Raw genomic sequence first — 23,998 nt, 5'->3', positions numbered from 1 at the left:
AACCCATATCCTGCAGATTCAGCGCTGCACAAGCGCGGTACGGAGTTATCCGCCGCTACCGTGCAGCCGCCATCATTCGGCGAACCGTGTCGGGGCAGGGGAAACGACCGTCACGGTGCCATTGCCGACCTTGCGCACTTCCATCGCGCGTTCGCCGACACCGCTGGGCAGGAAGCGGAACGGCCCATCCACTCCGAGGAAGCCACCCTTGTCGAGCAGTTTAGCAGTGGGGAAGGTCGCACCCGGTTTCCAGTCGCGCGCGACTTTCAGCGTCAAAAGCACCGCATCGTAACCCAAGGTGGAAATGCGGTAGGGCTGAGTGCCGAAGCGTGTTTTGTAGCTGTTGGCGAACTGCTTGTAGCGTGAATCCGAAACGGCGGAGAACAGCGCGCCCCGGAGCGCGGTGCTCGCACCCACACTGGCTTCGCCGCTCCACAGCTCGGTGCCGAGAATCTGCGGTTTCCTGGCAAATTGCGCCCCGGCAAGCGCCGAAAGACGGGCCCCGTCGGCGATCAGCACCGTATCGAAGCCGCCCTTGCCATCGAGCCGCTTGGCCGCTTCGACAATGCCGCTGCTGCCGCGATCGTACTTTTCCACGCTCATCAGCGATGCGCCCTTGCCGAGCACCGCACTCGAAAGCGAAGTTTCCGCCTGGCGGCCATAGTCGCCCTGCGGCACCAGCGCGGCGAAGCGCCGGGCGCCCTGAGCATAGGCGTAATCCACCGTCCGCTGGACCGATTGCGCGGGGATATGGCCCAGCAGGAAGACATCGCGCGATGCGGTGGAGGCATCGTTCGAGAAGCTGATCAGCGGCACGCCCTTGCGCCGCGCCACTTTGACCACGTTGGCGGTATCTTCGCCCAGCAGCGGGCCGAGAATCAGGCGATTGCCATCCGCGATGGCTTTCGCCGCCGCGCTTTCCGCGCCAGTCGCCGTGTCATAAGTGGTGATACGCAGGTTGCCCGCATTGGTGTCGAGCAGCGCCATCGTGGTGGCATTGGCAATGGATTGGCCGACATTGCCATTGGTGCCCGTGGTCGGCACCAGCAGGGCGATACGATGGCGGCCATCGTCGCTCGGCAGAGTGGTTTCATCCGGCCCTGCCGGGGGAGGGGGCGCACTCGGCCCCTTCGGAACGACCGCGCAGCCTGCCAGCAAAGCCGTCGTAAGTGCCAGCGCAAAACCCCGCCGATCGATCCGCAATGCCTTCATCTCTTGCCGCTCCATACCAGTCTGGTCCAAGAGGCTTGTCGTGACAAACGAACCTCTAGCTTCCGGTCTCTATATTGTGGCCACCCCGATTGGCAATCTCGGGGATATCACATTGCGCGCAATCGACATCCTGACACGATGCGATGCCGTGGCGTGCGAAGACACCCGCGTCACCGCAAAGCTGCTTCGCCATCTCGGTCTTCACAAGCCGCTCTGGCGTTATGACGATCACAGCAGCGAAGAAGATCGTAACCGCCTGCTGGAAGCAATGCGCAGCCGTTCTGTGGCGCTCGTTTCCGATGCGGGGACACCGCTGATTTCCGATCCCGGCTATCGCCTGGTCCGCATGGCCCGGGAAACAGGCATCCCGATCACCAGTCTGCCGGGGCCCAGCGCCGCCATCGTGGCGATGACATTGTCGGGCCTGCCCAATGATCGGTTCCTTTTTGCGGGGTTCCTGCCCAACAAGGACAAGGCGCGGGCCGATACGCTGGCCGAACTGGCGCGTATCCCGGCAACTCTGATTTTCTACGAAAGCGCGCAGCGCCTCGTCAAAACGCTGGATGCGATCGGGGAAGCCCTGCCCGGAAGAGAAATCGCCGTCGCCCGCGAACTGACCAAGCTGCACGAAGAATGCCGCACCGGCACACCCTCAGCCTTGGCCGCGCATTACACCAGCCATCCGCCCAAGGGGGAAATCGTGCTGATGATCGCGCCGCCCGGCGAAGACGCGGCAGATGAAAACGATATCGACGCCCTGCTGCTGGCCGCGATGCAGCAGGACAAGCCATCGCAGGCCGCCGCGCAAGTCGCCAAAGCTACCGGACATGACCGCAAGGCGCTCTATGCCCGCGCGATGGAACTGAAAACGCAAGGACAAAGCTGAGCGGTGGCATCGGTCAAACGCGCACAGCGGGAACGCATGGGGCGGCGCGGGGAGTGGCTGGCCGCATGGTTTCTGCGTTTCAAGGGATGGCGCGTGCTCGCCCGGCGGGTCAAGAACGCGCGCGGCGAAGTGGACCTGATTGCTCGGCGGGGCAAAGTCGTGGCGTTTGTGGAAGTCAAATGGCGCCAGCGAACCGAACGGCTCGACAATGCCATCGATGCCTATCGCCTGCGCCGGGTGGCGGCCGCTGCGGAGGTTCTGATGCACAGCTACGCGCGAAAGGGCGATATTGTGCGGATTGACGTTCTGCTCCTTGCGCCGGGGCGTTTCCCGCGCCACATCACCAACGCATTCCAGCCTTGAGCCACAATCAGGGGAATTTCATGTCCTTGCGCGTCGCGGTCCAGATGGACCCGCTCCATTCGATCAATATCGCCGGCGATTCCACTTTTGCCCTGATGCTATCCGCGCAGGAGCGTGGCCACGAACTGTTCCACTACGACGTCGAAGGCCTGACGCTGGATGAGAACGACCGGCTCCACGCTCTCGTCCATCCCGTGCGCGTGCAACGGGTGGAAGGCGATCATTTCGCCATCGGGGAACCGCGCCGTCTCGATCTCGGGCGCGATGTCGATGTTGTCCTGATGCGGCAGGATCCACCGTTCCATATGGGCTATATCACCGCCACGCACCTGCTTGAACGGATCGAGGGAGAAACGCTGGTGGTCAACAATCCGGCCAGCGTCCGCAACGCGCCGGAGAAAGTCTTCGTGCTCGATTACCGGCGGTTCATGCCGCCGACTCTCGTCACACGCAGTGTGGACGAAGTGCGCCGCTTCATGGAAAAGCACGGCGCCGTGGTGGTGAAGCCGATCCATGGTAACGGCGGCAAGGCGATCTTCCGCATCCCCGAAGGCGGGGACAACCTTTCCGCGCTGTTCGAAGTGTTCAACCAGACCTGGCCCGAACCGCATATGGTTCAGCCGTTCCTGCCCGAAGTGGCCGAAGGCGACAAACGCATCGTGCTGGTCGATGGCGAAGTGGCTGGGGCAATCAACCGCATTCCGGGCGAGGGCGAGTTTCGCTCCAACCTTGCCGTGGGCGGTTCCGCAGCGGCGACGACCCTGACCGAGCGGGAGCAGGAAATCTGCGCCGCGCTTGGCCCGGAACTCAAGCGGCGCGGCCTGCTTTTCGTTGGCATCGACGTGATCGGCGGCAAATGGCTGACCGAAATCAACGTCACGTCACCCACCGGTATCGTCGCTATCGATCGTTTCAATGGCACCGATACGGCGGGTATGATCTGGGATGCGATTGCGCGGCGTCTGGGCAAGTAAGGGGCGAGGAGAAGCACCAGTATTCAGTTCGGCAGCAGTCAAAGGGGGGCTGATCTTCACGCGCCGGCACTGCAAAGGCCCTGCATGATGCGGTGCCCGGTTAAACCGAAAGCCCGAAAGGCCGTTTCCCCCTTATGAACGAATTCATCATCCATATAATCGAACAGGGCGGCTACTTCGGCATCGCGTTTCTGATGCTGATCGAAAACGTGTTTCCGCCGATCCCATCGGAAGTGATCATGGGACTGGGCGGAGTGGCTGTTTCGCGCGGCACGATGAGCTTCTGGCCCCTGCTGCTCGCCGGCACAATCGGATCGACATTGGGCAATTATGTCTGGTTCTTGATCGGGGATAAATGGGGTTATCAACGGCTGCGTCCTCTGATCGACCGCTGGGGCCGCTGGCTCACGTTGGAATGGCGGGACGTCAAACAGGCGAGCAGGTTCTTCCGGCGGCATGGCCAGTGGGTGGTGTTCTTCCTGCGTTTCTCCCCCCTGTTGCGCACCATGATTTCCTTGCCCGCCGGGCTCGCGCACATGCGGCATGGCGCTTTCCTCGTTTACACGTTTGCCGGTTCGGCGGTTTGGAACGCTCTGCTGATATTGGGCGGCCATTGGCTTGCCCGCTATTTCGAGGAATCGAAGCACTGGCTCGACTGGCTGGTTATCGGCGCAATCGCCCTGGGGGTCGTTGCCTATCTCTGGCGGGTGCTGACCTGGAAACCGAGGAAAAGGGGCTGAGGATAGCTTACCGGCCGCGTTCCCGCGGGTGGGCGTTGCGGTAGGTGTCCAGCATTCTGGCCGCGTCGACGCGGGTGTAGATTTGCGTCGAACCGAGGCTGGCATGGCCGAGCAGTTCCTGCAGGCTGCGCAGGTCCACGCCCGCGCCAAGCAGATGGGTCGCAAAACTGTGGCGCAGGGCATGCGGCGTGGCCGTCGCGGGCAACCCCAGGACAGTCCGCGCTTTGGCCATGGCCTTCTGCACCATGCCCGGGCTCAGCGGGCCGCCTTTGGCGCCACGGAATATCGGTTCATCCCGCTCCACCGGCCAGGGCTGTTGGCGCAGGTAGGCCGCGACTCCCTCTCGCACGACCGGCAGGATCGGTACGATGCGTTGCTTGTTGCCTTTACCGGTGACGACCAGCGTTTCACCTAGCGGCATATCGGCCCCGGTTAATGACAGGGCCTCGGCGATCCGCAATCCCGCGCCGTACATCAGCAGCAGAACCGCGCTGTCGCGTGCGCCGATCCAGTCTTCCGTGGCCATGCCTTCCACGATTTCCGCCACATTCGTCGCATCGACGGGGGTAATAGGGCGGGGCAGGCCTTTCTTGATCCGGGGGCCCCGCAGGCGAGGCGGGGCGGCATCGTCCATTCCGGCCTGCGTGCGGGCAAAGGCGATAAAACCTTTCAGCGCAGACAGTTCGCGCGCGGCAGAGACATTGCCGATCCCTTCACCCCGGCGGGCAGCCAGTTGCGCCCGTAAAGCAGGGGCATCCGTGCGGGCAAGGGCGGCCCAATCGGTCGCTCCTATCCGGTCAAGCAGGCGGGAGGCGGCGGCGATGTAGGCGCGGACAGTGTGCGGGGAGCGCCGCCGCGCCTGGGTCAGATAATCCTGCCAGGCGGCCAGAAAATCCGCCTTCTGCATCATGCCGAAACCAGTTCGGCGGGGACGAGTTCGGCCAGCAAGGCATCGAGCAGCGGCATCCCTGCCTCGGTCACGCCGATCCGCGCACCTTCGCGCCAGCACAGCCCCTGATCGGCGTAAAAGGCGAAGCGGGCTTGATCGATCAGGGCTTCGGGCGCCAGTCCGAACCGCGTGGCCAGCACGGCAGGTTCGATCCCTTCGCGCAGCCGCAACCCCATCAGCAGCGCTTCACTTGCCTGCTCGGGCAGAGGGAGAGTGCGCTGCTCCGCAATCCCGTGGCCATTGGCCGCAATCGCCTCTAACCAGTTTTCCGGCTTGCGATGCCGCACGGTCGCGGCATGGCCGCGCCTGCCGTGTGCACCCGGCCCGATCCCGCAATAATCGCGATAGCGCCAATATGTCAGATTATGGCGGCTTTCCTCGCCAAGGCGGGCGTGATTGCTGATTTCGTAAGCAGGCAGCCCGGCAGCCGCCGTCATCGCGCGGGTGAGAGCGAACAGTTCGGCCGCGTCATCGTCATCCAGCGGGGCGAACCGACCTTGCCGGACATCGGTGGCAAAGCGGGTGCCCGGCTCGATAGTCAGTTGGTAGAGTGATAGATGCCCGGTGCCGAACGACAGGGCCCGCGCCAGTTCCGCCTCCCATTGCGCCGCCGTCTGCCCCGGACGGGCATAGATCAGATCGAAACTGACCCGTGCAAAGGCGTTCTGTGCCGTTTCGAGTGCCTGCAAGCCATCCCGTGCATCGTGCAGACGGCCCAGGAAGCGCAACACTTCATCGTCCAGCGCCTGTACGCCAAGCGACACCCGGTTGATCCCAGCCCCGGCAAGAGCGGCGAATCTGCCCGCTTCGACGGAGGAAGGATTGGCTTCCAGCGTGATTTCGACTTCCGGCGCGAAACCCCACAGGCGTTCCGCCTCGCGCAGCAGGGTTTCCACCAGTTGCGGCGGCATCAGCGACGGGGTTCCACCGCCAAAAAACACGCTTTCGAGCGCTTCGCCGCCGGCCAGTTCCGCCTCATGCCGCATATCGGCAATCAAGCCCGCCTGCCACTGCGACACATCAACCGTGTCCCGGACATGCGAGTTGAAATCGCAATAAGGGCACTTCTTCAGGCAGAACGGCCAATGGATGTAGAGTGCGCGGGCCATGCCTGTATCCTAGAGTGATTTCGAAGCAGGTGGAATCACCTGCTGGCTCGGAAATCACGGCAATCAAACGACAAGCGAGAGTGATACCGGTTCAATCAGGACCGGTATCACTCTAGCCGCCGAATTGCTCCGCCACCAGCTTGGCGAAGGCATTCGCCCGGTGGCTGGTGCGGTGCTTTTCCTCGGGATCGATTTCGGCATAGGTTTCGGTCCGCCCATCGGCGACGAAGACCGGATCGTATCCGAAACCCCGATCCCCGCGCGGCGGCCAGCTATAGCGCCCATCCACCCGGCCTTCATAAACGGCGGTTTCACCGTCGGGCCAGGCAATCGCCAACACGCACGAAAACCAGCAGGCCCGATCCGCTTTGGGGCCGATGGCCTGCAACATGCCTTCGACTTTGCCCATCGCCATGTACCAGTCACGCCCCGGCTCGCCCTCGAACCATTGGCGTTCGGCCCAATCGGCGGTGTAAACGCCGGGACGCCCGCCGAGCCCGGCGACGGACAACCCGCTGTCATCCGCCAGCGCAGGCAATTGCGAAGCTTCGGCAGCGGCGCGAGCCTTGATCAGGGCGTTTTCAATGAATGTCGTGCCTGTTTCCGCCGGTTCCGGCAGGCCCAATGCCCCCGCCGAGATGCATTCCATCCCATATGGCGCGAACAAGGCCGAAATCTCTTTCAGCTTGCCCGCATTATGCGTGGCGATGACGAGCTTGCCGGAACCGAGGCGGCGCATCACTTGACCGCCGCATCCTGCGCCGCGAAAATCCGGTCGCAACCGATCCGGGCGAGGCGGAGCAGGCGCAGCAGGCTTTCCTCGTCATAAGGCGCGCCTTCCGCCGTCGCTTGCGCTTCGGCGATCTGGCCGCCTTCGATCAGCACGAAATTGGCATCGGCATCGGCAGCGCTGTCTTCGACGTAATCGAGATCGAGCACCGGCGTCCCGCCGCAGATTCCGCAGCTTACCGCGGCCACTTTCGCCGTCAGCGGGTCGGCGGTGATCGCGCCCGAGGCCATCAGCTTGTTCACGGCGAGCCGCAGCGCCACCCAGGCACCGGAAATGGCTGCCGTGCGTGTGCCGCCATCGGCCTGGATGACATCGCAATCAAGCGTGATCTGGCGTTCGCCCAGCTTCTTGAGATCGGTCACGGCGCGCAGGGAGCGGCCGATCAGGCGCTGGATTTCCTGAGTCCGACCGGTCTGCTTGCCCTTGGCCGCTTCACGGCTGCCGCGCGTGTGAGTGGCGCGGGGCAGCATGGAATATTCCGCCGTCACCCAGCCTTCGCCCTTGCCGCGCAGGAACGGGGGTACGCGTTCCTCGACACTGGCGGTCACCAGCACCCGCGTATCGCCGAAGGAAATCAGGCACGATCCTTCCGCATGCTTGGTGAAACCGGTCTGGATTTCAATCGCACGCATTTCGTCTGCGGCACGGCCGGAAGGTCGCATATCTTGTCCTTTGTTCCGATCAGGCACCCGGCCTGAACCATCATCGCGCCGTCCTTACTTCCTCGCGCGTGAAAGGGAAGAGACGAACAGGTGTTGTCTCCCCGGCTGTCTCGCCTAGATAACGTGTTATGCCCACGCCGCCCGTCACCGAACTGACCAGTCGCGCCCGCGATATTTTCCGCCTGGTGGTGGAAGGATATCTGTCGAGCGGGCTGCCTGTCGGTTCGAAAACGCTGGCGGGTAGGGGGCAGGTCAACCTTTCCCCGGCATCGATCCGTTCGGTTCTGGCCGAACTCGAATCGCTCGGACTGCTGGCCGCGCCGCATACCAGCGCCGGGCGGATGCCGACCGAACTGGGCCTGCGCCTGTTCGTCGATGGGATGATGCAGGTAGCAGAGCCCACGGCAGAAGAACGGGCGGCCATCGAAAGCCGCCTGTCGCGCCCAGGCCCGATCGAGCAGGCACTGGAAGCGACCAGTCTGCTGCTGTCCGATCTCTCGGCCGCCGCTGGCGTCGTCATGGTGCCGAGCCGCGAGCCCCGGCTGACGCAGATGAACATCGTTTCCCTCGCGCCCGGCAAGGCGCTGGCGATCATCGTCGGGGAAGACGGACACATCGAAAACCGCCTGCTCGATCTGCCTCCCGGCCTGCCCGTGACGATTCTGGAGCAGGCGACCAATTACATCACGGCGCATCTGCGCGGCCGGACACTGGCCGAGGCCGTGCGGATCATCGGGCACGATATCGTCTCGGGCCGCTCCGCGCTCGATGCCGCGAGCCGCGATCTGGTCGAGCGGGGACTGGCGGTCTGGACCGAGGATGCGGCGCAGCGCCCGGTTCTGATCGTGCGCGGGCAGGCCAACCTGCTGGACGAAACCGCCTTGGGCGATCTCGAACGCGTCCGGCAATTGCTGGACGATCTCGAAAACAAGCAATCCATTGCCGAACTGCTGGAAAGCGCGCGCGAAGCCGATGCGACCCGTATTTTCATCGGCTCGGAAAACCGCCTGTTCGCCCTCTCCGGTTCGTCCGTGATCGCTTCACCCTATCGCGATCGGGACGGCAAGGTTGTGGGTGTGGTGGGTGTAATCGGGCCGACCCGGTTGAATTATGCCCGGGTTGTCCCCATGGTGGATTTCACTGCCCAGAGCCTGGGCAAATTGATCGGTTAAACAGTTAGAACAGACAGATTAGAGACCTATGACTGACGACAAGACGCAGCCGCAAGACGATCCCGCCGTGGCCGCGGAATTGAAGGGCGTACCCGAAGAAATGCTGGAAAGCGCCGGCGATGCGGAGGGTTCCGCCCCGGATCAGGTGAGCCTGTTGCAAGAACAACTGGAAGCCGCCCAGCAGGATATTCTCTATGCCCGGGCGGAAACGCAGAACGTGCGCCGCCGCCTGGAGAAGGACATTGCCGATGCGCGCGCGTATGCCGCCACCGGCTTTGCCCGCGATATCCTCAGCGTGGCCGACAACCTTGCCCGCGCGCTCGATGCCATTCCCGCCGATCTCAAGGATGATGAGCGGGTGAAAGGCTTCCTCGCCGGGATCGAGGCCACCGCGCGTGAGATCGATAAGGTCTTCAGCAGCCACGGTATCAGCCGGATCGCGGCGATGGGGTTGCCGCTCGACCCCAATCAGCATCAGGCCATGCTCGAAGTTCCTTCGACGGACGCCGAGCCGGGCACCATCGTGCAGGAATTGCAGCCCGGCTACATGATCAAGGACCGCCTCCTGCGCCCGGCCATGGTTGCTGTCGCCAAGAAACCCGAATAAGCGCGCATTGCGGGTCGAACAGGCCCGCAATGACGATGAAGCGCCCTAATATCAGGAACATGCGCAAAACCCGTCCGTTGATGTTCGAGAAGAAGAACGCTGAACGGAGGTTTATCATGCGTAAGTGGATTGTCCCTGCTGTGGCGGCGGCTTCGCTTGCCACGCTGGGCGCCTGCTCCACCAATCATGCCGGTGAGGGCGCTCTCGTCGGGGCCGCCGTTGGCGCCGGTGTCGGGGCTGCGACCGGTGGCGATGTGGGCGAAGGCGCCGCAATCGGCGCGGCGGCCGGCGCTGTCGGCGGCGCGCTTATCAAGAAAGACGGCAAGTGCTATCGCCGTGATCGCTATGGCGATGAACGCCGCGTAAGCTGTCGCCGCTATCGCTGACGGTCAGTTTGTCCGGGCATCGCAGCACGGCGGCGCTTGGCTTTAATTCGGGGCTTTAACCCGGGTTTTCCGCTCCTGGAAAATTCACCAGCTTATCGTATGCGCGCGGATCGCCGACACCTGCGATCCGCTTCCCATTGCGCAACAGGAAGGCATGGCGGACGATTTCGGCCTGCTGCTCGATACCGTAACGGTTCAGCGCTCTGCCGGGCATCAGCGTGTAGCCATAGCGGCAGAACGGATGGCGGCGTAACGGCAGATAGTACTTGCCATGCACCTGCGTCTGCCAGACGTGCGTCATCTCGTGCAGGAAATGCCCCTGCCGGTCGAGCGTCGCCGCAGCGAAATCATCGCAGTAAATCGAATCGTCCGGATGGAAATGGATATGTCCGCACGGGGCCATCAGCCGGTTGCGCGGCTGGAAGGGGAACCACTTGCGCCGCCGCAAAGTGACGAGGCTGCAATCAATCGCGGTGCCAAAGATGCTGCGGACAAGGGCGACTTCCCCTTCGGTCAGCGGCCGTTCGCCGCCGGCCGGACAAGCCGCCCCTTGAAACTGCGCGATTTCGTTCAGTTGCCGCCCCCTGGAGCTTCGACCTTGGCGGTGAAAGTGGTCTTGTCACCACCCGCGAAAGTCAGCGTCACTTCCTTCGTTTCGCCTGCTGCGGGCGCGGGATCGAGGCCCATGATCATGAAATGCTTGCCGCCCGGTTCGAACTTGACCGATTGCCCCTTCACGAGATTGACCGGGGCCAGATCGACCATCTCGGCCTTGCCGTTGGTGGTCACGCTTTCGTGCATGGCCACCTCCTTGGCGCCGGGCACTTCCGCCTTGCGGACGACGGCGTAGCCATCGCTGTTGTTCACGATATCGAGATAGAGCGCAGCCGGATTGCCCGCGACGGCAGGCAGAACGATGCGACCGTTGGTGATTTCGACCCCAGGCTTGCCATCGACGCTATCGGCCGGGGGCGCTTCCTTTTCGCCGCATGCGGCCAGCGGCAGTGTGGAAAGCACCAGTGCGAGGGATGCGAATACCGTTTTTCTCATGTTTTTGCCTCCTGTTTCCCGATTGGGGAAACTAGCTGCCATGATCCCTTGTGCAAGGAAAAAGCGCTCTTATATCGCCGGTCAACAAGGGCCTTTTCGGGCTCAGAGCTGCGTAAGCCGTCTTGCCGCTTTCGGGAGGCGAACCACGCGGTGTCCACTTTTGATTTTAGGATGAGGTAATAATGGGCAAAGTTATCGGTATCGACCTTGGCACGACCAACAGCTGCGTCGCGGTGATGGATGGGAGCAAGCCCAAGGTGGTCGAAAATTCGGAAGGCGCACGCACGACTCCGTCGATCGTCGCGTTCACCAAGGATGGGGAGCGCCTGATCGGCCAGCCCGCGAAGCGCCAGGCCGTCACCAATCCCGACAATACGGTTTTCGCGGTCAAGCGCCTGATCGGCCGCCGCTTCGACGATCCCATGACCAAGAAGGACATGGGTCTCGTCCCCTATACCATCACCAAGGGCAAGAACGGCGATGCCTGGGTCCAGGCAGGCGGCGAAGACTACAGCCCGTCTCAGATTTCCGCCTTTATTCTCCAGAAGATGAAGGAAACGGCGGAATCGTACCTCGGCGAATCCGTCACTCAGGCGGTGATCACCGTTCCGGCCTACTTCAACGACGCGCAGCGCCAGGCGACCAAGGACGCCGGCCAGATCGCGGGTCTTGAAGTCCTGCGCATCATCAACGAACCGACGGCGGCCGCACTGGCTTACGGCCTCGACAAGAACGACGGCAAGACCATTGCCGTGTACGACCTTGGCGGTGGCACGTTCGATATTTCGATCCTCGAAATCGGCGATGGCGTGTTCGAAGTGAAATCGACCAACGGCGACACGTTCCTGGGCGGTGAGGATTTCGACAGCGCGATTGTCGAGTATCTGGCGGACCAGTTCAAGAAGCAGGAAAACATGGATCTGCGGACGGACAAGCTGGCTCTGCAACGCCTCAAGGAAGCGGCCGAAAAGGCGAAGATCGAACTTTCCAGCTCGCAGCAGACCGAAATCAACCTGCCTTTCATCACCGCGCGTATGGAAGGCGGCGCGACGACCCCGCTGCACCTGGTGGAAACGCTGACCCGTTCGCAGCTCGAAAAGCTGGTTGAAAACCTGATCCAGCGCACGCTTGAACCCTGCAAGAAGGCCTTGGCCGATGCGGGGCTGGACAAGGGTGCGGTGGACGAAGTCGTGCTGGTCGGCGGGATGACCCGCATGCCCAAGGTGCGCGAAGTCGTCGAACAGTTCTTCGGCAAGAAGCCGCACACCGGCGTGAACCCTGACGAAGTGGTGGCCATGGGCGCCGCCATCCAGGCGGGCGTGCTGCAGGGCGATGTGAAGGACGTGCTGCTGCTCGACGTGACTCCGCTTTCGCTCGGCATCGAAACGCTGGGCGGGGTGTTCACTCGCATGATCGACCGCAATACGACGATCCCGACCAAGAAATCGCAGGTCTATTCGACGGCGGAAGACAACCAGCAGGCCGTGACTATCCGCGTGTTCCAGGGCGAACGCGAAATGGCGGCGGACAACAAACTGCTCGGCCAGTTCGATCTTGTCGGCATTCCGTCGGCGCCGCGCGGTGTGCCGCAGATCGAGGTGACGTTCGATATCGACGCCAACGGCATCGTCAACGTGTCGGCCAAGGACAAGGGCACCGGCAAGGAACAGCAGATCCGCATCCAGGCTTCCGGCGGTCTTTCGGAAGGCGACATCGACCAGATGGTTCGCGATGCCGAAAAGTTTGCCGAGGAAGACAAGAAGCGGCGTGAATCGGCGGAAGCCCGAAACAATGCCGACAGCCTTGTGCATGCCACGGAAAAGCAGCTTTCCGAAAACGGCGACAAGATCGATGCCGGCCTCAAGTCCGAAATCGAAACCGCCATCGCCGAAACCAAGACTGCGATCGAAAGCGGGAATGTCGATGATATGAACGCCAAGGCGCAGAACCTGACCCAGCTTGCCATGAAGATGGGTCAGGCGATCTACGAGAAGGAACAGGCCGCTGGCGGCGCCGCTGATGGGGCCGACAACGCAGCCGCGCAGGACGACGTGGTTGACGCCGAGTTCTCGGAAGTCGACGAAGACAACAAGGGCTGAATTGCCTGATGGACATCGAATCCGCCGCCGCTCTGCCCCCGATTATGGCGGGCATCGGCGGCGGTGACGTTTGAGGCGGGGCAATGGCTACCGAAGTAAACTATTACGAACTGCTTGAGGTGGAGCGTTCGGCGGACGACAAGACGCTGAAATCGGCCTATCGCAAACTGGCGATGCGCTATCACCCGGATCGCAATCCGGGTTGTGACCAATCCGAAGCGAAGTTCAAGGCGATCAACGAGGCATACGATTGCCTCAAGGACCCGCAGAAGCGCGCGGCCTATGACCGTTTCGGCCATGCGGCTTTCCAGCAGGGCGGCTATGGTCAAGGCGGCCATGGGCCCGGCGGCGGTGAATTCAGCGATCTGGGCGATATCTTCGAAACCATTTTCGGTTCGGCTTTCGGTGGCGGAGGCGGGAGGGCTCGCCCACGCCGCGGCGCCGACTTGCGCTACGATATGGAAATCTCGCTCGACGAAGCGTTCCATGGCAAGGAAGCGCAGATCGAAGTCGAAGTCTCGACCCAGTGCGAAGCTTGCGACGGAACCGGCGCCAAGCCGGGCACCGGTTCGCGCGGATGCGGCACCTGCCACGGTCATGGCAAAGTCACCACGCGTCAGGGTTTCTTCGTCGTCGAACGCACTTGCCCGCACTGCCATGGGCGCGGCGAAATCATCGAAAGCCCCTGCCGTTCCTGCGGCGGAGAAGGCCGGGTGGACAAGCCGCAGACGCTGGACGTGACAATCCCGCCCGGTGTCGACAACGGCACGCGTATCCGCCTCTCCGGCAAGGGTGAGGCAGGGCCGATGGGCGCCCCCCCGGGCGATCTCTACATTTTCTTGCAAGTCCGCCCGCACCGCGTATTCCAGCGAGAAGGAACAGCGCTGTACACCCGCGTGCCGGTGAGTTTCACCACCGCCGCGCTGGGCGGGGAAATCGCCATTCCTGGGCTCGACGGGGAATCGATCTGCATCGAGATTCCGGCGGGTATCCAGTCGGCGAAGCAATTGCGCAAGCGAGGCGCGGGGATGCCTGTGCTGCAGGGCCGGGGGCGCGGCGATCTGGTGATCGAAGTCATCGTCGAAACCCCGACCAAGCTGACCGCGCGGCAGAAGGAACTGCTGCGTGAATTCCAGGAAACCGAAACGGGCGACGAATGTCCCGAAAGCCGCGGTTTTTTTGAGCGGATCAAGGACGCCTGGAACGACCTGACCGACTAAGCGCGCAGGCAGGGCACTGTTCCTGCCTGTCTCGCCCTTATTCCATCCGTTCGATTATTTCCGCGCGAATCCGGGCGATCAGGCCGGGATCGGCGGTAAGGCGCTTCTGTTCCTCGGCAAGAATGGCGAGGAACGCCGCGCGTTTGTGCCGGACGATCTCATCGGCGGGCATCGGTTCGTTCAGCGTGGACACGACGATGTCGATCATCCGCTCGGCCCCGTGCAGGCGCCCCCACAGATAGTCGTTCTCACGATAGGCCCGGCTGAAGAAGGCGCCGAAATTGTAGAATTCGATCCCGCGCAGCGTGGCATGCGTACCGCCTTCGCGGATCGAACGGGCATCTTCGGGCGAAATGCGGTCGACTTTCACCGGGTCGAACTCGGTCAGCCCTTCGTTGCGCAGCAGGGGCAGCGTGGCGATATCGAAAAAGGGAAAACCCAAATAGGTCAGCAGGACCTTGCGCCGCAAAGGCTTGGGCATCTCGGACAGCGCTTCGATGAACATGGCTTCCACCTTGCGATCCACACCGGGCAGATCGCGCAGCCGTTGCAAGGCATCGATCGCCTCGCCGGGGTCGTCCATCACATTCCGGGCATCGGCGACGAACTGCGCCCCGAGCCAATCGATCGATTCCCGCTCGAAATAGAGCGCGAGCGAATCGTAAACCAGTTTCTTTGCGCGTTCCCGGTCCGGTGCGGCGATATCGTCGTCGCCTTCCCATTCCACCGACAGGCGGCGGGCCAGAAGGCGCAGGCGGCGGATGCGAAAGGCGATGTCATGCCTGCGCAGGAAGGCGATGGCATCGCTGCTTGCTCCGCCTTTGGGATCGGAAAGCCGCTGCAACCCCCGCGCCGTGAGTTCCGCTTTCAGCCGTTGCCGAATGGGGTTGGGGCCGGGAAGGCCCAGATCGGGCACCGCTTCGTAGATCGTCCGCGCGATATGATCGATAACCCCCGCGAATTTCAATTGGGCGTAGCTATGATAGGCAAAGCCCGCCTTTTCGGCGGCGGCCTGCTGCGCCTTATTGCGCCACATCTGCAACCGGCGGGCTGTCGGCTTGTCGAGAAACAGGGTATGGCCGAACAGGTCGTCCACCGCCTGTTCGACTTCCGGCCGCAGGGCGAGGACGATGGTATACAGGCGCTCCGCCTCGCGGGATTGCTGTTCCAGTTCTTCGAGATTGTCGCGGATCGGCTGTTCGCGCGGAATGGTCGAGAGAGCGCCGAATATCGCGGAAAAGAACCCGACCGGGCGATTGCGTGCAAGATCGACTTCCGCCCAACGATCCGGGCGCGGATCGATATAGACGAAACGCCGGTCCACCTCGCGCTGGGCGGGCCGGGTGGAAAGCCTCGCCGCGGCTTCGGCGAATGGCGCGTTGACCAGCACCGAACCGTCGATCAACGAAACGTGTTCAGCGTCCCCGCGCCGCACATGCCCGGGCATGATCCGTTGGAGGAATTCGGCTCGGCCGGTCCATTCGTGCCCCCGTTCCCGCCCCAGTTGGTCGATTTCCGCCAGTTGCAGCGGCGGAAACGCGCCGGGAAAACTGGCGGTGGATCGCGCGGCGAAAATCAGTTCCAGCGGATCGGCAAGGCCCGTGCCGCCCTGTGCCGGAACCCGGCCATGGAAGCCGATCGGCAGGCGGTGTTCGCTTTCTTCCGCGACGGGCGGGCTGTTGAGCCGTAGCAAGGCGGGATAGCCGCGAAAATCGGTGGCGGTCACGAACAGATCGATCGGGTGGCCAGGGGGCAACAGCGGATCGTCCGCTGGCACGCTGTGCATCGCCATCAACGCCTTGCACAACAGGCGGGAGAACCCGATGCCGGAAAATGGCGGTTCAAACCACCGGCTGCGGATGAAGCGCGACAGCTTGGCCCGCACTTCCTCCCGCGTTTCAGGAGCGACGCTTTCGGAGACGGCGTTGCCAGGCCGGGTCAGCAAATACTGCACCAGAGGCCAGGCCCATTGCTTGGTGATACGCGACCAGGGCCGGGCTTCCGGATCGAGCAGCATGTCGACATCGGCCATGTCGAGCCACAGATCGGTCAGCGGTTCGAGCGAGTAACCCGAATGGATCGCTTCGGCGAGGAACACCGCGTTGATCCCGCCCGCGCTGGCGCCGGTCAGGATATCGGGAAGAACACGCAGTTCCAGTTCCTGATGGCTTTCGATAGCTCTCAGGAGATCGCAATAGACGCTTTCGCTGCCACTGAGGCACCGCAGGCCGGCGTGCGAAGCGCGGCTGGCGCGGGCCAGCTTCCACACTTCCTTGGTAACACCATGCATGTACACCGCGAGGCTGACGCCGCCATAGCATACCAGGGCAATGCGAAGTTCCTTTTGCCGCATGGCCCTGTTGTGGGGACTCAATCGCGGGAAAGCAATTGCGTTCCTTTTATGTTCCCATTATCGCAACGTCATGGCCAAAACCAAACGCCGTTATGTCTGCCAGGCCTGTGGCAGCGTCTCCCCCCGCTGGCAGGGGCAATGCGCCGATTGCGGGGAATGGAACACGCTTGCGGAAGAAGCGCCCGCCACGGTCTTCTCCCAGAAGCACGATCTGTCTTCCGGCGGGCGGACGATTGCCTTCGAACCGCTGGATACCCCGGGCAAAGCGCTGGAACGGCGCGCCACGGGGCTGGCCGAATTCGACCGCGCGCTAGGCGGGGGGCTGGTGCCGGGCTCCGCCATCCTGATGGGCGGCGATCCGGGAATCGGCAAATCGACGCTGCTGTTGCAGGCGGCGGGGAAAATCGCGCGGGCAGGGGGCGATGTCGTCTATGTCAGCGGGGAGGAAGCGGCAGGGCAGGTCCGGCTGCGCGCCAGCCGCCTAGGGCTGGCTGACGCGCCGATCAGGCTGGCCGCCGCCACCTCGGTGCGCGATATCCTGACCACGCTCAACACCATGGCCCCGCCTTCACTGCTGGTCATCGACTCCATCCAGACGATGCATTCCGACACCATCGAAGGGGCGCCGGGCACGGTCAGCCAGGTGCGCGGCTGCGCGTTCGAACTGATCCGCTATGCCAAGGAAAGCGGCGCTGCGCTGGTGCTGGTCGGCCATGTGACCAAGGATGGCGCGATTGCGGGCCCCCGCGTGCTGGAACACATGGTCGACGTGGTGATGAGCTTCGAAGGCGAACGCAGCCATCAGTACCGCATCCTGCGCAGTCTCAAGAACCGCTTCGGCGCGGTGGACGAAATCGGGGTTTTCTCCATGGCGGGGGAAGGGCTGGAGGAAGTGGCCAATCCCTCGATGCTGTTCCTGTCGGGCCGGGACGATCCCCTGGCAGGCAGCGCGGTGTTTCCCGCTCTCGAAGGCACCCGCCCCGTGCTGGTGGAAATCCAGGCGCTGATCGTGCGCCTGCAAAGCGGGGCCACCCCCCGGCGTGCGGTGGTGGGATGGGACAGCGGCAGGCTGGCGATGCTGCTGGCCGTGCTGGAATCGCGCTGCGGGCTCAATTTTTCGAGCGCGGAAGTCTATCTCAACGTGGCGGGCGGTTATCGCCTCGCAGACCCGGCGGCCGATCTGGCGGTGGCCGCCGCGCTTGTATCGGCCTTGTCCGACCGGCCGCTTCCCGCCGGTTCGATCTGGTTCGGGGAAGTCTCCCTGGCCGGGGAGATTCGCCCGGTTGCCCACCCCGGTATCCGTTTGCGCGAAGCTTTGAAGCTGGGGTTCGACCGCGGCCACGGCCCGAGCGGGGCAGCGGAAAAGATCACCGGTATCCGGTTTGACGATATGCCCTCTCTGGCGAAGCTCGTTGACCGGATCGTGCGCTAAATCTAAGGCATCGCCGCGATGACAGGCTTCGATCTCATTGTGCTGCTTCTGATCGGCGTGGGCGCCGTTGGGGGCTTTCTGCGCGGCTTCGTGCACGAAGTGCTGTCGCTGGCGGCATGGGTGGTGACGCTGATCGTCATCCATATGTTCCACACACCGGCCACCGCCGTGCTCACGGGCTACATGGATAACCCGGTCACGGCGTCCGTTGTGGCTTTCGCGATTCTGCTGATCGTCCCTTACGCGGCCATAAAAATGGTGGCGAAGTGGATGGGCGGCGTGTCGCGGGCATCGCTGCTGGGGCCGATCGACCGGGTGCTGGGCTTCGGCTTCGGCATCCTCAAGGGCCTGATCATTGCCGTGCTGGCCTTCTCGCTTCTCGTTCTCGGCTATGACACGGTATGGGGACCGTCGGGGCGGCCGACGTGGATCACCACGGCGCGGGTCTATCCGTTTATCGACACCGCATCGGATGAACTGGTGGCCTTGATCAAGGAACGGCGTCTGGCGATGGAATTGCAGGAAGCGCAATCCGAATCCCCATCGCGATGAACGGCGTCACCCGGCTATACACCCCCGAATTGCTGGGCCTTGCAGTCCGCCTTGCCGATTATCCGTTCGACGACACGCTGAAATGGCAGGGGTCGGCCCGCTCCCCCAGTTGCGGCAGCACTCTAAATCTGGGCCTTGCGCTCGATCCGCAGGGGCGGATTGCCCGCATCGGCATGCGGGTCCACGCCTGCGCCGTGGGGCAGGCAGCGGCGGCGATTTTCGCCGATGCCGCCATCGGGCAGGATCGGGCCGCGCTTCTGGTTGCCGGCGATGCTATCGAACAATGGCTGGACGGGCAGACGGCATTGCCCGGCTGGCCGGGCATCGCGGCCATCGCACCCGCGCACGCGTTTCCCGCGCGCCATGGTGCCATGCTGCTGCCATGGCGTGCCGCGGCACAAGCGCTTTCCAACTGCGATTCCCACCGCTAGATCACGATCTTCCGCGGGGGAGAGATCATAAGAAATGGCCAGCACAGCATTGCCTGCCGAACAGCAGGGTAAGGCATCCGACGTACGCCTCGTCATTGCCGCATCATCCGCCGGTACGGTGTTCGAATGGTATGACTTTTTCATCTACGGCACGCTTTATGCCGTCATTTCCAAAGCGTTTTTTCCCGCAGGCAATGAAACGCTTTCGGTTCTGCTGACCTGGGCCACCTTCGCAATCGGTTTCGGATTCCGCCCGATCGGGGCGATCCTGTTCGGCTATCTGGGCGACAAGCTCGGCCGCAAATACACCTTCCTTGTCACGGTCACTCTGATGGGGATCGCCACGGCCGGGGTCGGTCTGGTGCCGAGCGTCCAGACCATCGGCCTTGCCGCGCCGCTGATCGTCATTTTCCTGCGCATCCTCCAGGGGCTCGCGCTGGGCGGTGAATATGGCGGAGCAACGACTTATGTGGCGGAGCATGCGCCGCTCAACCGGCGCGGTTTCTACACCAGCTTCATTCAGGCCAGCGTCGTCGGCGGCTTCGTGCTCAGCATCGCGGTGGTGGTGGCGTGCCGGATGCTGATACCGGAGGACGCCTTTGCCGCATGGGGCTGGCGCGTTCCTTTCCTGCTGTCGCTGCTGCTGTTGGCGATTTCGCTGTGGATGCGCTTCAAACTGTCGGAAAGCCCGGTTTTCCGGGCCATGAAGGCGGCGGGCAAAACCGCGAAGAATCCGTTCGTCGAAAGTTTCACCTATCCCGGCAACAAGAAGCGCATTTTCGTCGCCCTGTTCGGGGTGACCGCCGGGCTGACGACGATCTGGTACACCAGCGTGTTCACCAGCATGTCGTTCCTGCGCGGGCCGATGCGGGTGGATGGGCTGACGGTCGAACTGATCTTGCTGGCGGCCGGGCTGATCACGATGTCCTTCTATCTGGTGGTCGGCAAATGGTCCGACCGGGTCGGGCGTAAGAAGCCGATGGTCATCGGCAATTTCATCACGCTGTTCCTTCTGTTTCCGCTGTTCTGGGGCATGGGCCACCTCGCCAATCCCGGCCTTGCCGCCACGGCCAAGGACAATCCGGTCCAGATCGAAGGGCCGCATTGCACGACCGATCCGTTCGGTGAAATCGTGGGCAGCAAACCCTCACCCTGCGGGCGTATGCTGGAAACGCTGGCCGCCAGCGGTATCCCCTATACGGTTGTGAAGGCGGACACTCTCCGCCTCACGGTCGGAGGTGAGGACATTCCGATCGCCCCCCACTGGATGGGCGACAATGCCGCACGCAAGGCCGGAATCGAACAGGCCCTGTCCGCCTATGGCTTCGATTTTTCCGTGCAATTCCCGCCTTTTGTGAACATTGTCGGGATCATCGCAATCCTTCTGGTGCTGGGGGTTCTTTCGGCGCTGACTTTCGGTTCGGCGGCCGCGCTGCTGGCGGAATTGTTTCCCGCCAGAATCCGTTACAGTTCGATGTCGATCCCCTACCACATCGGGGCGGGCTACTTCGGCGGCTTCCTGCCCCTGATCGCCAATTATATTGTTGCCAAATCAGGTGATGCCTATGCGGGCCTGTGGTATACGTGGAGCTTCGTTCTCATTTCCTTTCTGGTCGGACTATGGGGTATCCCCTCAGGCCCACCGCAAGATTTCATAGAAGATGCTCCCTAAACAACCGGCTTCCTCGCTTCGCCTTCGCCTCGACCGTTCCGCACTGTCCCACAACTGGCGCGCGCTGGATCGCCTCTCCGGCGGCGCGCGCGCCGGGGCGGCGGTCAAGGCGAATGCCTATGGCTTGGGCGTGGACCTGGCGGTTCCCACGCTGCGCGATGCAGGCGCGCGCGACTTCTTCATCGCCCACTGGAGCGAGGTTCCCGCGCTGTTGAAGCATGTCGCGCCGCAGCAGATTTCCGTGCTGCACGGGCCGCTTACCGCCGATGACTGCGCCTTCGCACAGGCCACCGGGGTCAAACCCGTCATCAACAGCCGGTTTCAGGCGAAACTGTGGCGCGAAGCGGGCAATGGCCCGTGCGATCTGATGGTCGACACGGGAATGAACCGGCTCGGCATTTCCCCGGCCGATTTCACGGATGCCGATATTGCCGGGCTCGATATCGACATCCTGCTCTCGCACCTCGCATCGGCGGACGATGAGAGCCCGCTCAACGCGGCGCAACTGGCGCGCTTCGGCCACGCCTGCGCCGCGCTTCCGGCCCGCAGCCGCAGTCTGGCCAACAGCGCCGGCATCGCGCTGGGCAAGGATTATCTGTTCGACGTCACCCGACCGGGCCTTTCGCTCTATGGCGGCATCCCTCGGCCCGAACTGGCGGGCGAGATTCGCCCCGTCGCCGTGATCGAGGCTGCGATCATCCAGTGCCGCGATCTCGCCCCGGGCGAAACCGTGGGCTACAACGCGACATTCACTGTCGACCGTCCGATGCGGGCCGGGATAGTCTCTCTGGGCTATGCCGACGGTTTCCTGCGCGCCTGGGGCGGGAAGGGCGCTCTGAGCAGCGATGGCGCCAAGCTGCCTCTGCTGGGCCGTGTGTCGATGGATATGGTCGCCGTCGATCTCGCGGCAGCGCCGCATCTGAAGGATGGGGACTGGATCGGTGTCCCCTATGCCTTGCCGGAGGCTGCGCAATTGACCGGACTCTCGCAATACGAATTGTTGACGATTTTGGGCCAACGTTTCGAACGGACATAGCCTGTGTTGCACCGCACACGCTGCGCATGCTAAGTCCTGTTCTTTAGGAGCGTGGCAAGGAGCGCTGTAATGGCAAAGGCGGGCGGAACCGAAAACGGTCCGGTCATCATCAAGAAATACGCCAACCGGCGGCTCTACAACACCAGCTCTTCCAGCTACATCACGCTGGAGGACCTTTCGAAAATGACCCGTGAAGGGGTCGAATTCCAGGTCGTGGACGCCAAGAGCGGCGCCGACATCACGCACTCCATCCTGACGCAGATCATCATGGAAGAAGAAGCCAACGGCGAGCAGATGCTTCCGGTCAGTTTCCTCCGCCAGTTGATCGGCATGTACGGCAATTCGATGCAATCGATGATGCCGCACTATCTCGAAGCCTCGATGCAGAGCTTCCTCGCCAACCAGAAGAAGCTCCAGGAAGCGTTCAAGGGTGGCGTTTCCGCCAATCCCTTCACCCGCCTCGCCGAAACCAACATGGCCATGCTCAAGGCCGCGACTTCCGCTTTCATGCCGGGCGGGGAATCCCGCGCGGATTCCGCCGGTCAGGAAGAAGCCGGCGAAAGCAAGGACGAACTGGCCGCACTGCGCGAACAGATGGCGGAAATGCAGCGCAAGCTTGACGCGCTGGGCAAATAACCACTGCCTGCAACGGCGGACAAAACACGGTAAGACACTTCACACCCGCTCGACACGAGCGGGTTTTGCCCTATGGAGCAGGCACAGACTCCACCCATAATTGATGAGAATTCCGTGTCCGCCATTCGCCACGCCCTTTCGATCAAACGCGCAGACGATTTCGCCCAGTGGTATCAGGCCGTCGTGTCCCAGGCGGACATGGCCGAAGAATCGGGCGTGCGCGGCTGCATGGTCATCAAGCCGTGGGGCTATGGCATCTGGGAACGCATCCAGCGCCTGATGGATGACCGGATCAAGGCCGCCGGTGTCCAGAACTGCTATTTCCCGTTGTTCATTCCCTTGTCCTATTTCGCCAAGGAAGCCGAACACGTGGAAGGCTTCGCCAAGGAAATGGCGGTCGTCACCCATCACCGCCTTGTCGCGGGTGAGAAGGGCGGGCTGATCCCCGATCCGGAAGCGAAGCTGGAAGAACCGCTGGTGGTCCGCCCGACTTCCGAAACAGTGATCGGCGCGGCGATGGCGCGCTGGGTGCAAAGCTGGCGTGATCTGCCACTGCTGACCAACCAATGGGCCAATGTCGTGCGCTGGGAAATGCGCACCCGCATGTTCCTGCGCACGTCCGAATTCCTCTGGCAGGAAGGCCATACCGCACACGAAGACCGCGAAGGCGCGATGGAAGAAACGCTGCGCGCGCTGGAAATGTACCGCAGTTTTTCGGAAGACGTGCTCGCCATGCCGGTGATCGCCGGGGAAAAACCGGAGAACGAGCGTTTTCCGGGCGCCGTCGCCACCTATTCGATCGAAGCGATGATGCAGGACGGCAAGGCGCTGCAGGCGGGCACCTCGCACTATCTCGGCACCAGCTTCGCCGAAGCGGCGGGCATCCAGTATCAGGATCGCGAAGGCGGGCAGCGCCATGCCCACACCACCAGTTGGGGGGTCTCCACCCGGCTGATCGGCGGGGTCATCATGACGCACGGCGATGACGATGGCCTGCGCGTTCCCCCGGCCATTGCACCGTTCCAGGTCGTGATCCTGCCGATGCTGCGCGATGATGATGGCGACGCCGCCTTGCTGGCCTACTGTCGCGAACTGCACACGCAGATCGCCGCGCAGACCGCCTTGGGCGAACCAGTGCGCGTCCTGCTCGACACCAAGCCGGGCAAGGCCGCGGCCAAGCGCTGGGACTGGGTGCGCAAAGGCGCGCCGGTTATTCTCGAAATCGGCGGGCGCGACATGGAAAACGGCAAAGTCAGCCAACTTCGCCGCGACCGGTTGTGGAATGCGGCGGCCAAGCCCGATTTCACCGCGCCCACGCGCGAGGAATGCGCGGCCGGAATTCCGGCCCTGTTGCAGGATATCCAGCAGGCGCTGTTCGCCGAGGCACGGGACCGGCGCGACGCCAATGTAACCCGCGGCATCGACACGTTCGAACAGCTTTCCGCTTTCTTCGGCGAAGACCGGCACCAGCCCGGCTGGGTGGAAGTGCAATGGTCGAAGCCGACCGGCACGGCGCTCGATGCGGTGGTGGAACAGCTCAAGGCGCTGAAACTCACCATCCGCAACGTGCCGACCGATGCGGCCCCCGCCGATGGCGCCTGCCTGTTCACCGGCGCGCCCGCGGTGGAACGCATTTTCGTCGCCCGGGCCTATTGATTTGGCCCGCC

At 63.0% G+C, this 23,998-nt stretch carries 24 protein-coding genes; 16 read left to right on the top strand and 8 right to left on the bottom strand.

Going from position 1 to position 23,998, the window contains the following annotated elements; genetic code table 11:
- Positions 1 to 72: 72 nt before the first annotated feature.
- Positions 73 to 1,242, bottom strand: coding sequence for a penicillin-binding protein activator (locus tag K5X80_RS10440; protein WP_261390497.1), 1,170 nt, complete (start codon positions 1,240 to 1,242; stop codon positions 73 to 75).
- Between the two features lie 10 nt (positions 1,243 to 1,252).
- On the opposite strand from K5X80_RS10440, the gene rsmI reads away from it, so the two are divergent.
- From rsmI to K5X80_RS10420, 4 genes are all read left to right on the top strand, one after another.
- Positions 1,253 to 2,098 carry a 16S rRNA (cytidine(1402)-2'-O)-methyltransferase gene (gene rsmI, locus K5X80_RS10435; protein WP_261390496.1) on the top strand — a complete coding sequence of 282 codons (846 nt, stop codon included), beginning with the start codon at positions 1,253 to 1,255 and terminating at the stop codon, positions 2,096 to 2,098.
- 36 nt (positions 2,099 to 2,134) lie between these two features.
- Positions 2,135 to 2,461: a YraN family protein gene (locus K5X80_RS10430; RefSeq protein WP_283249305.1), complete on the top strand. Its 327-nt coding sequence runs from the start codon at positions 2,135 to 2,137 to the stop codon at positions 2,459 to 2,461.
- 20 nt (positions 2,462 to 2,481) lie between these two features.
- A complete protein-coding gene (gene gshB, locus K5X80_RS10425; RefSeq protein ID WP_222557680.1) occupies positions 2,482 to 3,435 on the top strand; it encodes a glutathione synthase in 954 nt (317 codons plus the stop codon).
- 134 nt (positions 3,436 to 3,569) lie between these two features.
- On the top strand, positions 3,570 to 4,175 hold the full coding sequence (locus K5X80_RS10420) for a DedA family protein (RefSeq protein WP_222557679.1): 606 nt from the start codon (positions 3,570 to 3,572) through the stop codon (positions 4,173 to 4,175).
- A gap of 7 nt (positions 4,176 to 4,182) precedes the next feature.
- Here the strand turns inward: K5X80_RS10420 and K5X80_RS10415 are convergent, their stop codons facing one another.
- The 4 genes from K5X80_RS10415 to rph all read right to left on the bottom strand — a co-directional run bounded on the left by K5X80_RS10415 (position 4,183) and on the right by rph (position 7,685).
- Positions 4,183 to 5,085 carry a tyrosine recombinase XerC gene (locus K5X80_RS10415; protein ID WP_222557678.1) on the bottom strand — a complete coding sequence of 301 codons (903 nt, stop codon included), beginning with the start codon at positions 5,083 to 5,085 and terminating at the stop codon, positions 4,183 to 4,185.
- Positions 5,082 to 6,233, bottom strand: coding sequence for a radical SAM family heme chaperone HemW (gene hemW / locus K5X80_RS10410; protein ID WP_222557677.1), 1,152 nt, complete (start codon positions 6,231 to 6,233; stop codon positions 5,082 to 5,084). The genes K5X80_RS10415 and hemW overlap by 4 nt, the downstream gene beginning before the upstream one ends.
- A 112-nt stretch (positions 6,234 to 6,345) precedes the next feature.
- A complete protein-coding gene (rdgB, locus tag K5X80_RS10405; protein WP_283249160.1) occupies positions 6,346 to 6,975 on the bottom strand; it encodes an RdgB/HAM1 family non-canonical purine NTP pyrophosphatase in 630 nt (209 codons plus the stop codon).
- Positions 6,972 to 7,685 carry a ribonuclease PH gene (rph, locus tag K5X80_RS10400; protein WP_222557676.1) on the bottom strand — a complete coding sequence of 238 codons (714 nt, stop codon included), beginning with the start codon at positions 7,683 to 7,685 and terminating at the stop codon, positions 6,972 to 6,974. The genes rdgB and rph overlap by 4 nt, the downstream gene beginning before the upstream one ends.
- Positions 7,686 to 7,813: 128 nt before the next feature.
- On the opposite strand from rph, the gene hrcA reads away from it, so the two are divergent.
- From hrcA to K5X80_RS10385, 3 genes are all read left to right on the top strand, one after another.
- A complete protein-coding gene (gene hrcA, locus K5X80_RS10395) occupies positions 7,814 to 8,857 on the top strand; it encodes a heat-inducible transcriptional repressor HrcA (protein ID WP_222557675.1) in 1,044 nt (347 codons plus the stop codon).
- Positions 8,858 to 8,885: 28 nt separating this feature from the next.
- Positions 8,886 to 9,464 (top strand): nucleotide exchange factor GrpE, encoded by a 579-nt coding sequence (grpE, locus tag K5X80_RS10390; protein ID WP_222557674.1) that lies wholly within the window; start codon positions 8,886 to 8,888, stop codon positions 9,462 to 9,464.
- A 116-nt stretch (positions 9,465 to 9,580) separates the two neighbouring features.
- Entirely contained in the window at positions 9,581 to 9,850 is a 270-nt protein-coding gene (locus tag K5X80_RS10385) for a YMGG-like glycine zipper-containing protein (protein WP_222557673.1), read from the top strand.
- A 55-nt stretch (positions 9,851 to 9,905) separates the two neighbouring features.
- On the opposite strand, the gene K5X80_RS10380 is transcribed toward K5X80_RS10385, so the two are convergent.
- Complete coding sequence (locus K5X80_RS10380; protein ID WP_222557672.1) at positions 9,906 to 10,298, bottom strand: hypothetical protein; 393 nt, start codon at positions 10,296 to 10,298, stop codon at positions 9,906 to 9,908.
- Positions 10,299 to 10,420: 122 nt separating this feature from the next.
- A complete protein-coding gene (locus K5X80_RS10375; RefSeq protein ID WP_222557671.1) occupies positions 10,421 to 10,900 on the bottom strand; it encodes a copper chaperone PCu(A)C in 480 nt (159 codons plus the stop codon).
- A gap of 182 nt (positions 10,901 to 11,082) precedes the next feature.
- Between K5X80_RS10375 and dnaK the strand changes: the two genes are divergently transcribed.
- Together dnaK and dnaJ are read left to right on the top strand one after the other, a co-directional pair.
- Positions 11,083 to 12,999 (top strand): molecular chaperone DnaK, encoded by a 1,917-nt coding sequence (gene dnaK, locus K5X80_RS10370; RefSeq protein WP_222557670.1) that lies wholly within the window; start codon positions 11,083 to 11,085, stop codon positions 12,997 to 12,999.
- Between the two features lie 83 nt (positions 13,000 to 13,082).
- Positions 13,083 to 14,219, top strand: a complete 1,137-nt coding sequence (gene dnaJ, locus K5X80_RS10365) for a molecular chaperone DnaJ (protein WP_222557669.1) — start codon at positions 13,083 to 13,085, stop codon at positions 14,217 to 14,219.
- A gap of 37 nt (positions 14,220 to 14,256) precedes the next feature.
- Here the strand turns inward: dnaJ and K5X80_RS10360 are convergent, their stop codons facing one another.
- Positions 14,257 to 16,572, bottom strand: a complete 2,316-nt coding sequence (locus K5X80_RS10360; RefSeq protein WP_222557668.1) for a patatin-like protein — start codon at positions 16,570 to 16,572, stop codon at positions 14,257 to 14,259.
- Positions 16,573 to 16,642: 70 nt separating this feature from the next.
- On the opposite strand from K5X80_RS10360, the gene radA reads away from it, so the two are divergent.
- The 7 genes from radA (at position 16,643) to K5X80_RS10325 (ending at position 23,987) form a co-directional block, all read left to right on the top strand.
- A complete protein-coding gene (gene radA, locus K5X80_RS10355) occupies positions 16,643 to 18,004 on the top strand; it encodes a DNA repair protein RadA (RefSeq protein WP_222557667.1) in 1,362 nt (453 codons plus the stop codon).
- Between the two features lie 18 nt (positions 18,005 to 18,022).
- Positions 18,023 to 18,556, top strand: coding sequence for a CvpA family protein (locus K5X80_RS10350; RefSeq protein ID WP_222557666.1), 534 nt, complete (start codon positions 18,023 to 18,025; stop codon positions 18,554 to 18,556).
- Positions 18,553 to 18,987 (top strand): iron-sulfur cluster assembly scaffold protein, encoded by a 435-nt coding sequence (locus K5X80_RS10345; RefSeq protein WP_222557665.1) that lies wholly within the window; start codon positions 18,553 to 18,555, stop codon positions 18,985 to 18,987. The genes K5X80_RS10350 and K5X80_RS10345 overlap by 4 nt, the downstream gene beginning before the upstream one ends.
- Before the next feature lie 34 nt (positions 18,988 to 19,021).
- Positions 19,022 to 20,659, top strand: coding sequence for an MFS transporter (locus K5X80_RS10340; RefSeq protein ID WP_222557664.1), 1,638 nt, complete (start codon positions 19,022 to 19,024; stop codon positions 20,657 to 20,659).
- Positions 20,649 to 21,695: an alanine racemase gene (gene alr / locus K5X80_RS10335; RefSeq protein WP_222557663.1), complete on the top strand. Its 1,047-nt coding sequence runs from the start codon at positions 20,649 to 20,651 to the stop codon at positions 21,693 to 21,695. The genes K5X80_RS10340 and alr overlap by 11 nt, the downstream gene beginning before the upstream one ends.
- Before the next feature lie 69 nt (positions 21,696 to 21,764).
- Positions 21,765 to 22,331 (top strand): polyhydroxyalkanoate synthesis repressor PhaR, encoded by a 567-nt coding sequence (phaR, locus tag K5X80_RS10330; protein ID WP_222557662.1) that lies wholly within the window; start codon positions 21,765 to 21,767, stop codon positions 22,329 to 22,331.
- 72 nt (positions 22,332 to 22,403) lie between these two features.
- Entirely contained in the window at positions 22,404 to 23,987 is a 1,584-nt protein-coding gene (locus K5X80_RS10325; protein ID WP_222557661.1) for an aminoacyl--tRNA ligase-related protein, read from the top strand.
- Positions 23,988 to 23,998: the final 11 nt, after the last annotated feature.

It is taken from the genome of Caenibius sp. WL, assembly GCF_019803445.1.
Taxonomy (GTDB): domain Bacteria; phylum Pseudomonadota; class Alphaproteobacteria; order Sphingomonadales; family Sphingomonadaceae; genus Caenibius.
This window is presented reverse-complemented; position numbering and strand designations above follow the sequence as displayed.

Bases quoted from the DNA above. Each gene is read 5' to 3' on its own strand.
- K5X80_RS10430 (WP_283249305.1), top strand. From the start codon at position 2,135: ATGGGGCGGCGCGGGGAGTGGCTGGCCGCATGGTTTCTGCGTTTCAAG.
- gshB (WP_222557680.1), top strand. From the start codon at position 2,482: ATGTCCTTGCGCGTCGCGGTCCAGATGGACCCGCTCCATTCGATCAAT.
- K5X80_RS10420 (WP_222557679.1), top strand. From the start codon at position 3,570: ATGAACGAATTCATCATCCATATAATCGAACAGGGCGGCTACTTCGGC.
- K5X80_RS10415 (WP_222557678.1), bottom strand. From the start codon at position 5,085: ATGATGCAGAAGGCGGATTTTCTGGCCGCCTGGCAGGATTATCTGACC.
- hemW (WP_222557677.1), bottom strand. From the start codon at position 6,233: ATGGCCCGCGCACTCTACATCCATTGGCCGTTCTGCCTGAAGAAGTGC.
- rph (WP_222557676.1), bottom strand. From the start codon at position 7,685: ATGCGACCTTCCGGCCGTGCCGCAGACGAAATGCGTGCGATTGAAATC.
- hrcA (WP_222557675.1), top strand. From the start codon at position 7,814: ATGCCCACGCCGCCCGTCACCGAACTGACCAGTCGCGCCCGCGATATT.
- grpE (WP_222557674.1), top strand. From the start codon at position 8,886: ATGACTGACGACAAGACGCAGCCGCAAGACGATCCCGCCGTGGCCGCG.
- K5X80_RS10385 (WP_222557673.1), top strand. From the start codon at position 9,581: ATGCGTAAGTGGATTGTCCCTGCTGTGGCGGCGGCTTCGCTTGCCACG.
- K5X80_RS10375 (WP_222557671.1), bottom strand. From the start codon at position 10,900: ATGAGAAAAACGGTATTCGCATCCCTCGCACTGGTGCTTTCCACACTG.
- dnaK (WP_222557670.1), top strand. From the start codon at position 11,083: ATGGGCAAAGTTATCGGTATCGACCTTGGCACGACCAACAGCTGCGTC.
- dnaJ (WP_222557669.1), top strand. From the start codon at position 13,083: ATGGCTACCGAAGTAAACTATTACGAACTGCTTGAGGTGGAGCGTTCG.
- K5X80_RS10360 (WP_222557668.1), bottom strand. From the start codon at position 16,572: ATGCGGCAAAAGGAACTTCGCATTGCCCTGGTATGCTATGGCGGCGTC.
- radA (WP_222557667.1), top strand. From the start codon at position 16,643: ATGGCCAAAACCAAACGCCGTTATGTCTGCCAGGCCTGTGGCAGCGTC.
- K5X80_RS10350 (WP_222557666.1), top strand. From the start codon at position 18,023: ATGACAGGCTTCGATCTCATTGTGCTGCTTCTGATCGGCGTGGGCGCC.
- K5X80_RS10345 (WP_222557665.1), top strand. From the start codon at position 18,553: ATGAACGGCGTCACCCGGCTATACACCCCCGAATTGCTGGGCCTTGCA.
- K5X80_RS10340 (WP_222557664.1), top strand. From the start codon at position 19,022: ATGGCCAGCACAGCATTGCCTGCCGAACAGCAGGGTAAGGCATCCGAC.
- alr (WP_222557663.1), top strand. From the start codon at position 20,649: ATGCTCCCTAAACAACCGGCTTCCTCGCTTCGCCTTCGCCTCGACCGT.
- phaR (WP_222557662.1), top strand. From the start codon at position 21,765: ATGGCAAAGGCGGGCGGAACCGAAAACGGTCCGGTCATCATCAAGAAA.
- K5X80_RS10325 (WP_222557661.1), top strand. From the start codon at position 22,404: ATGGAGCAGGCACAGACTCCACCCATAATTGATGAGAATTCCGTGTCC.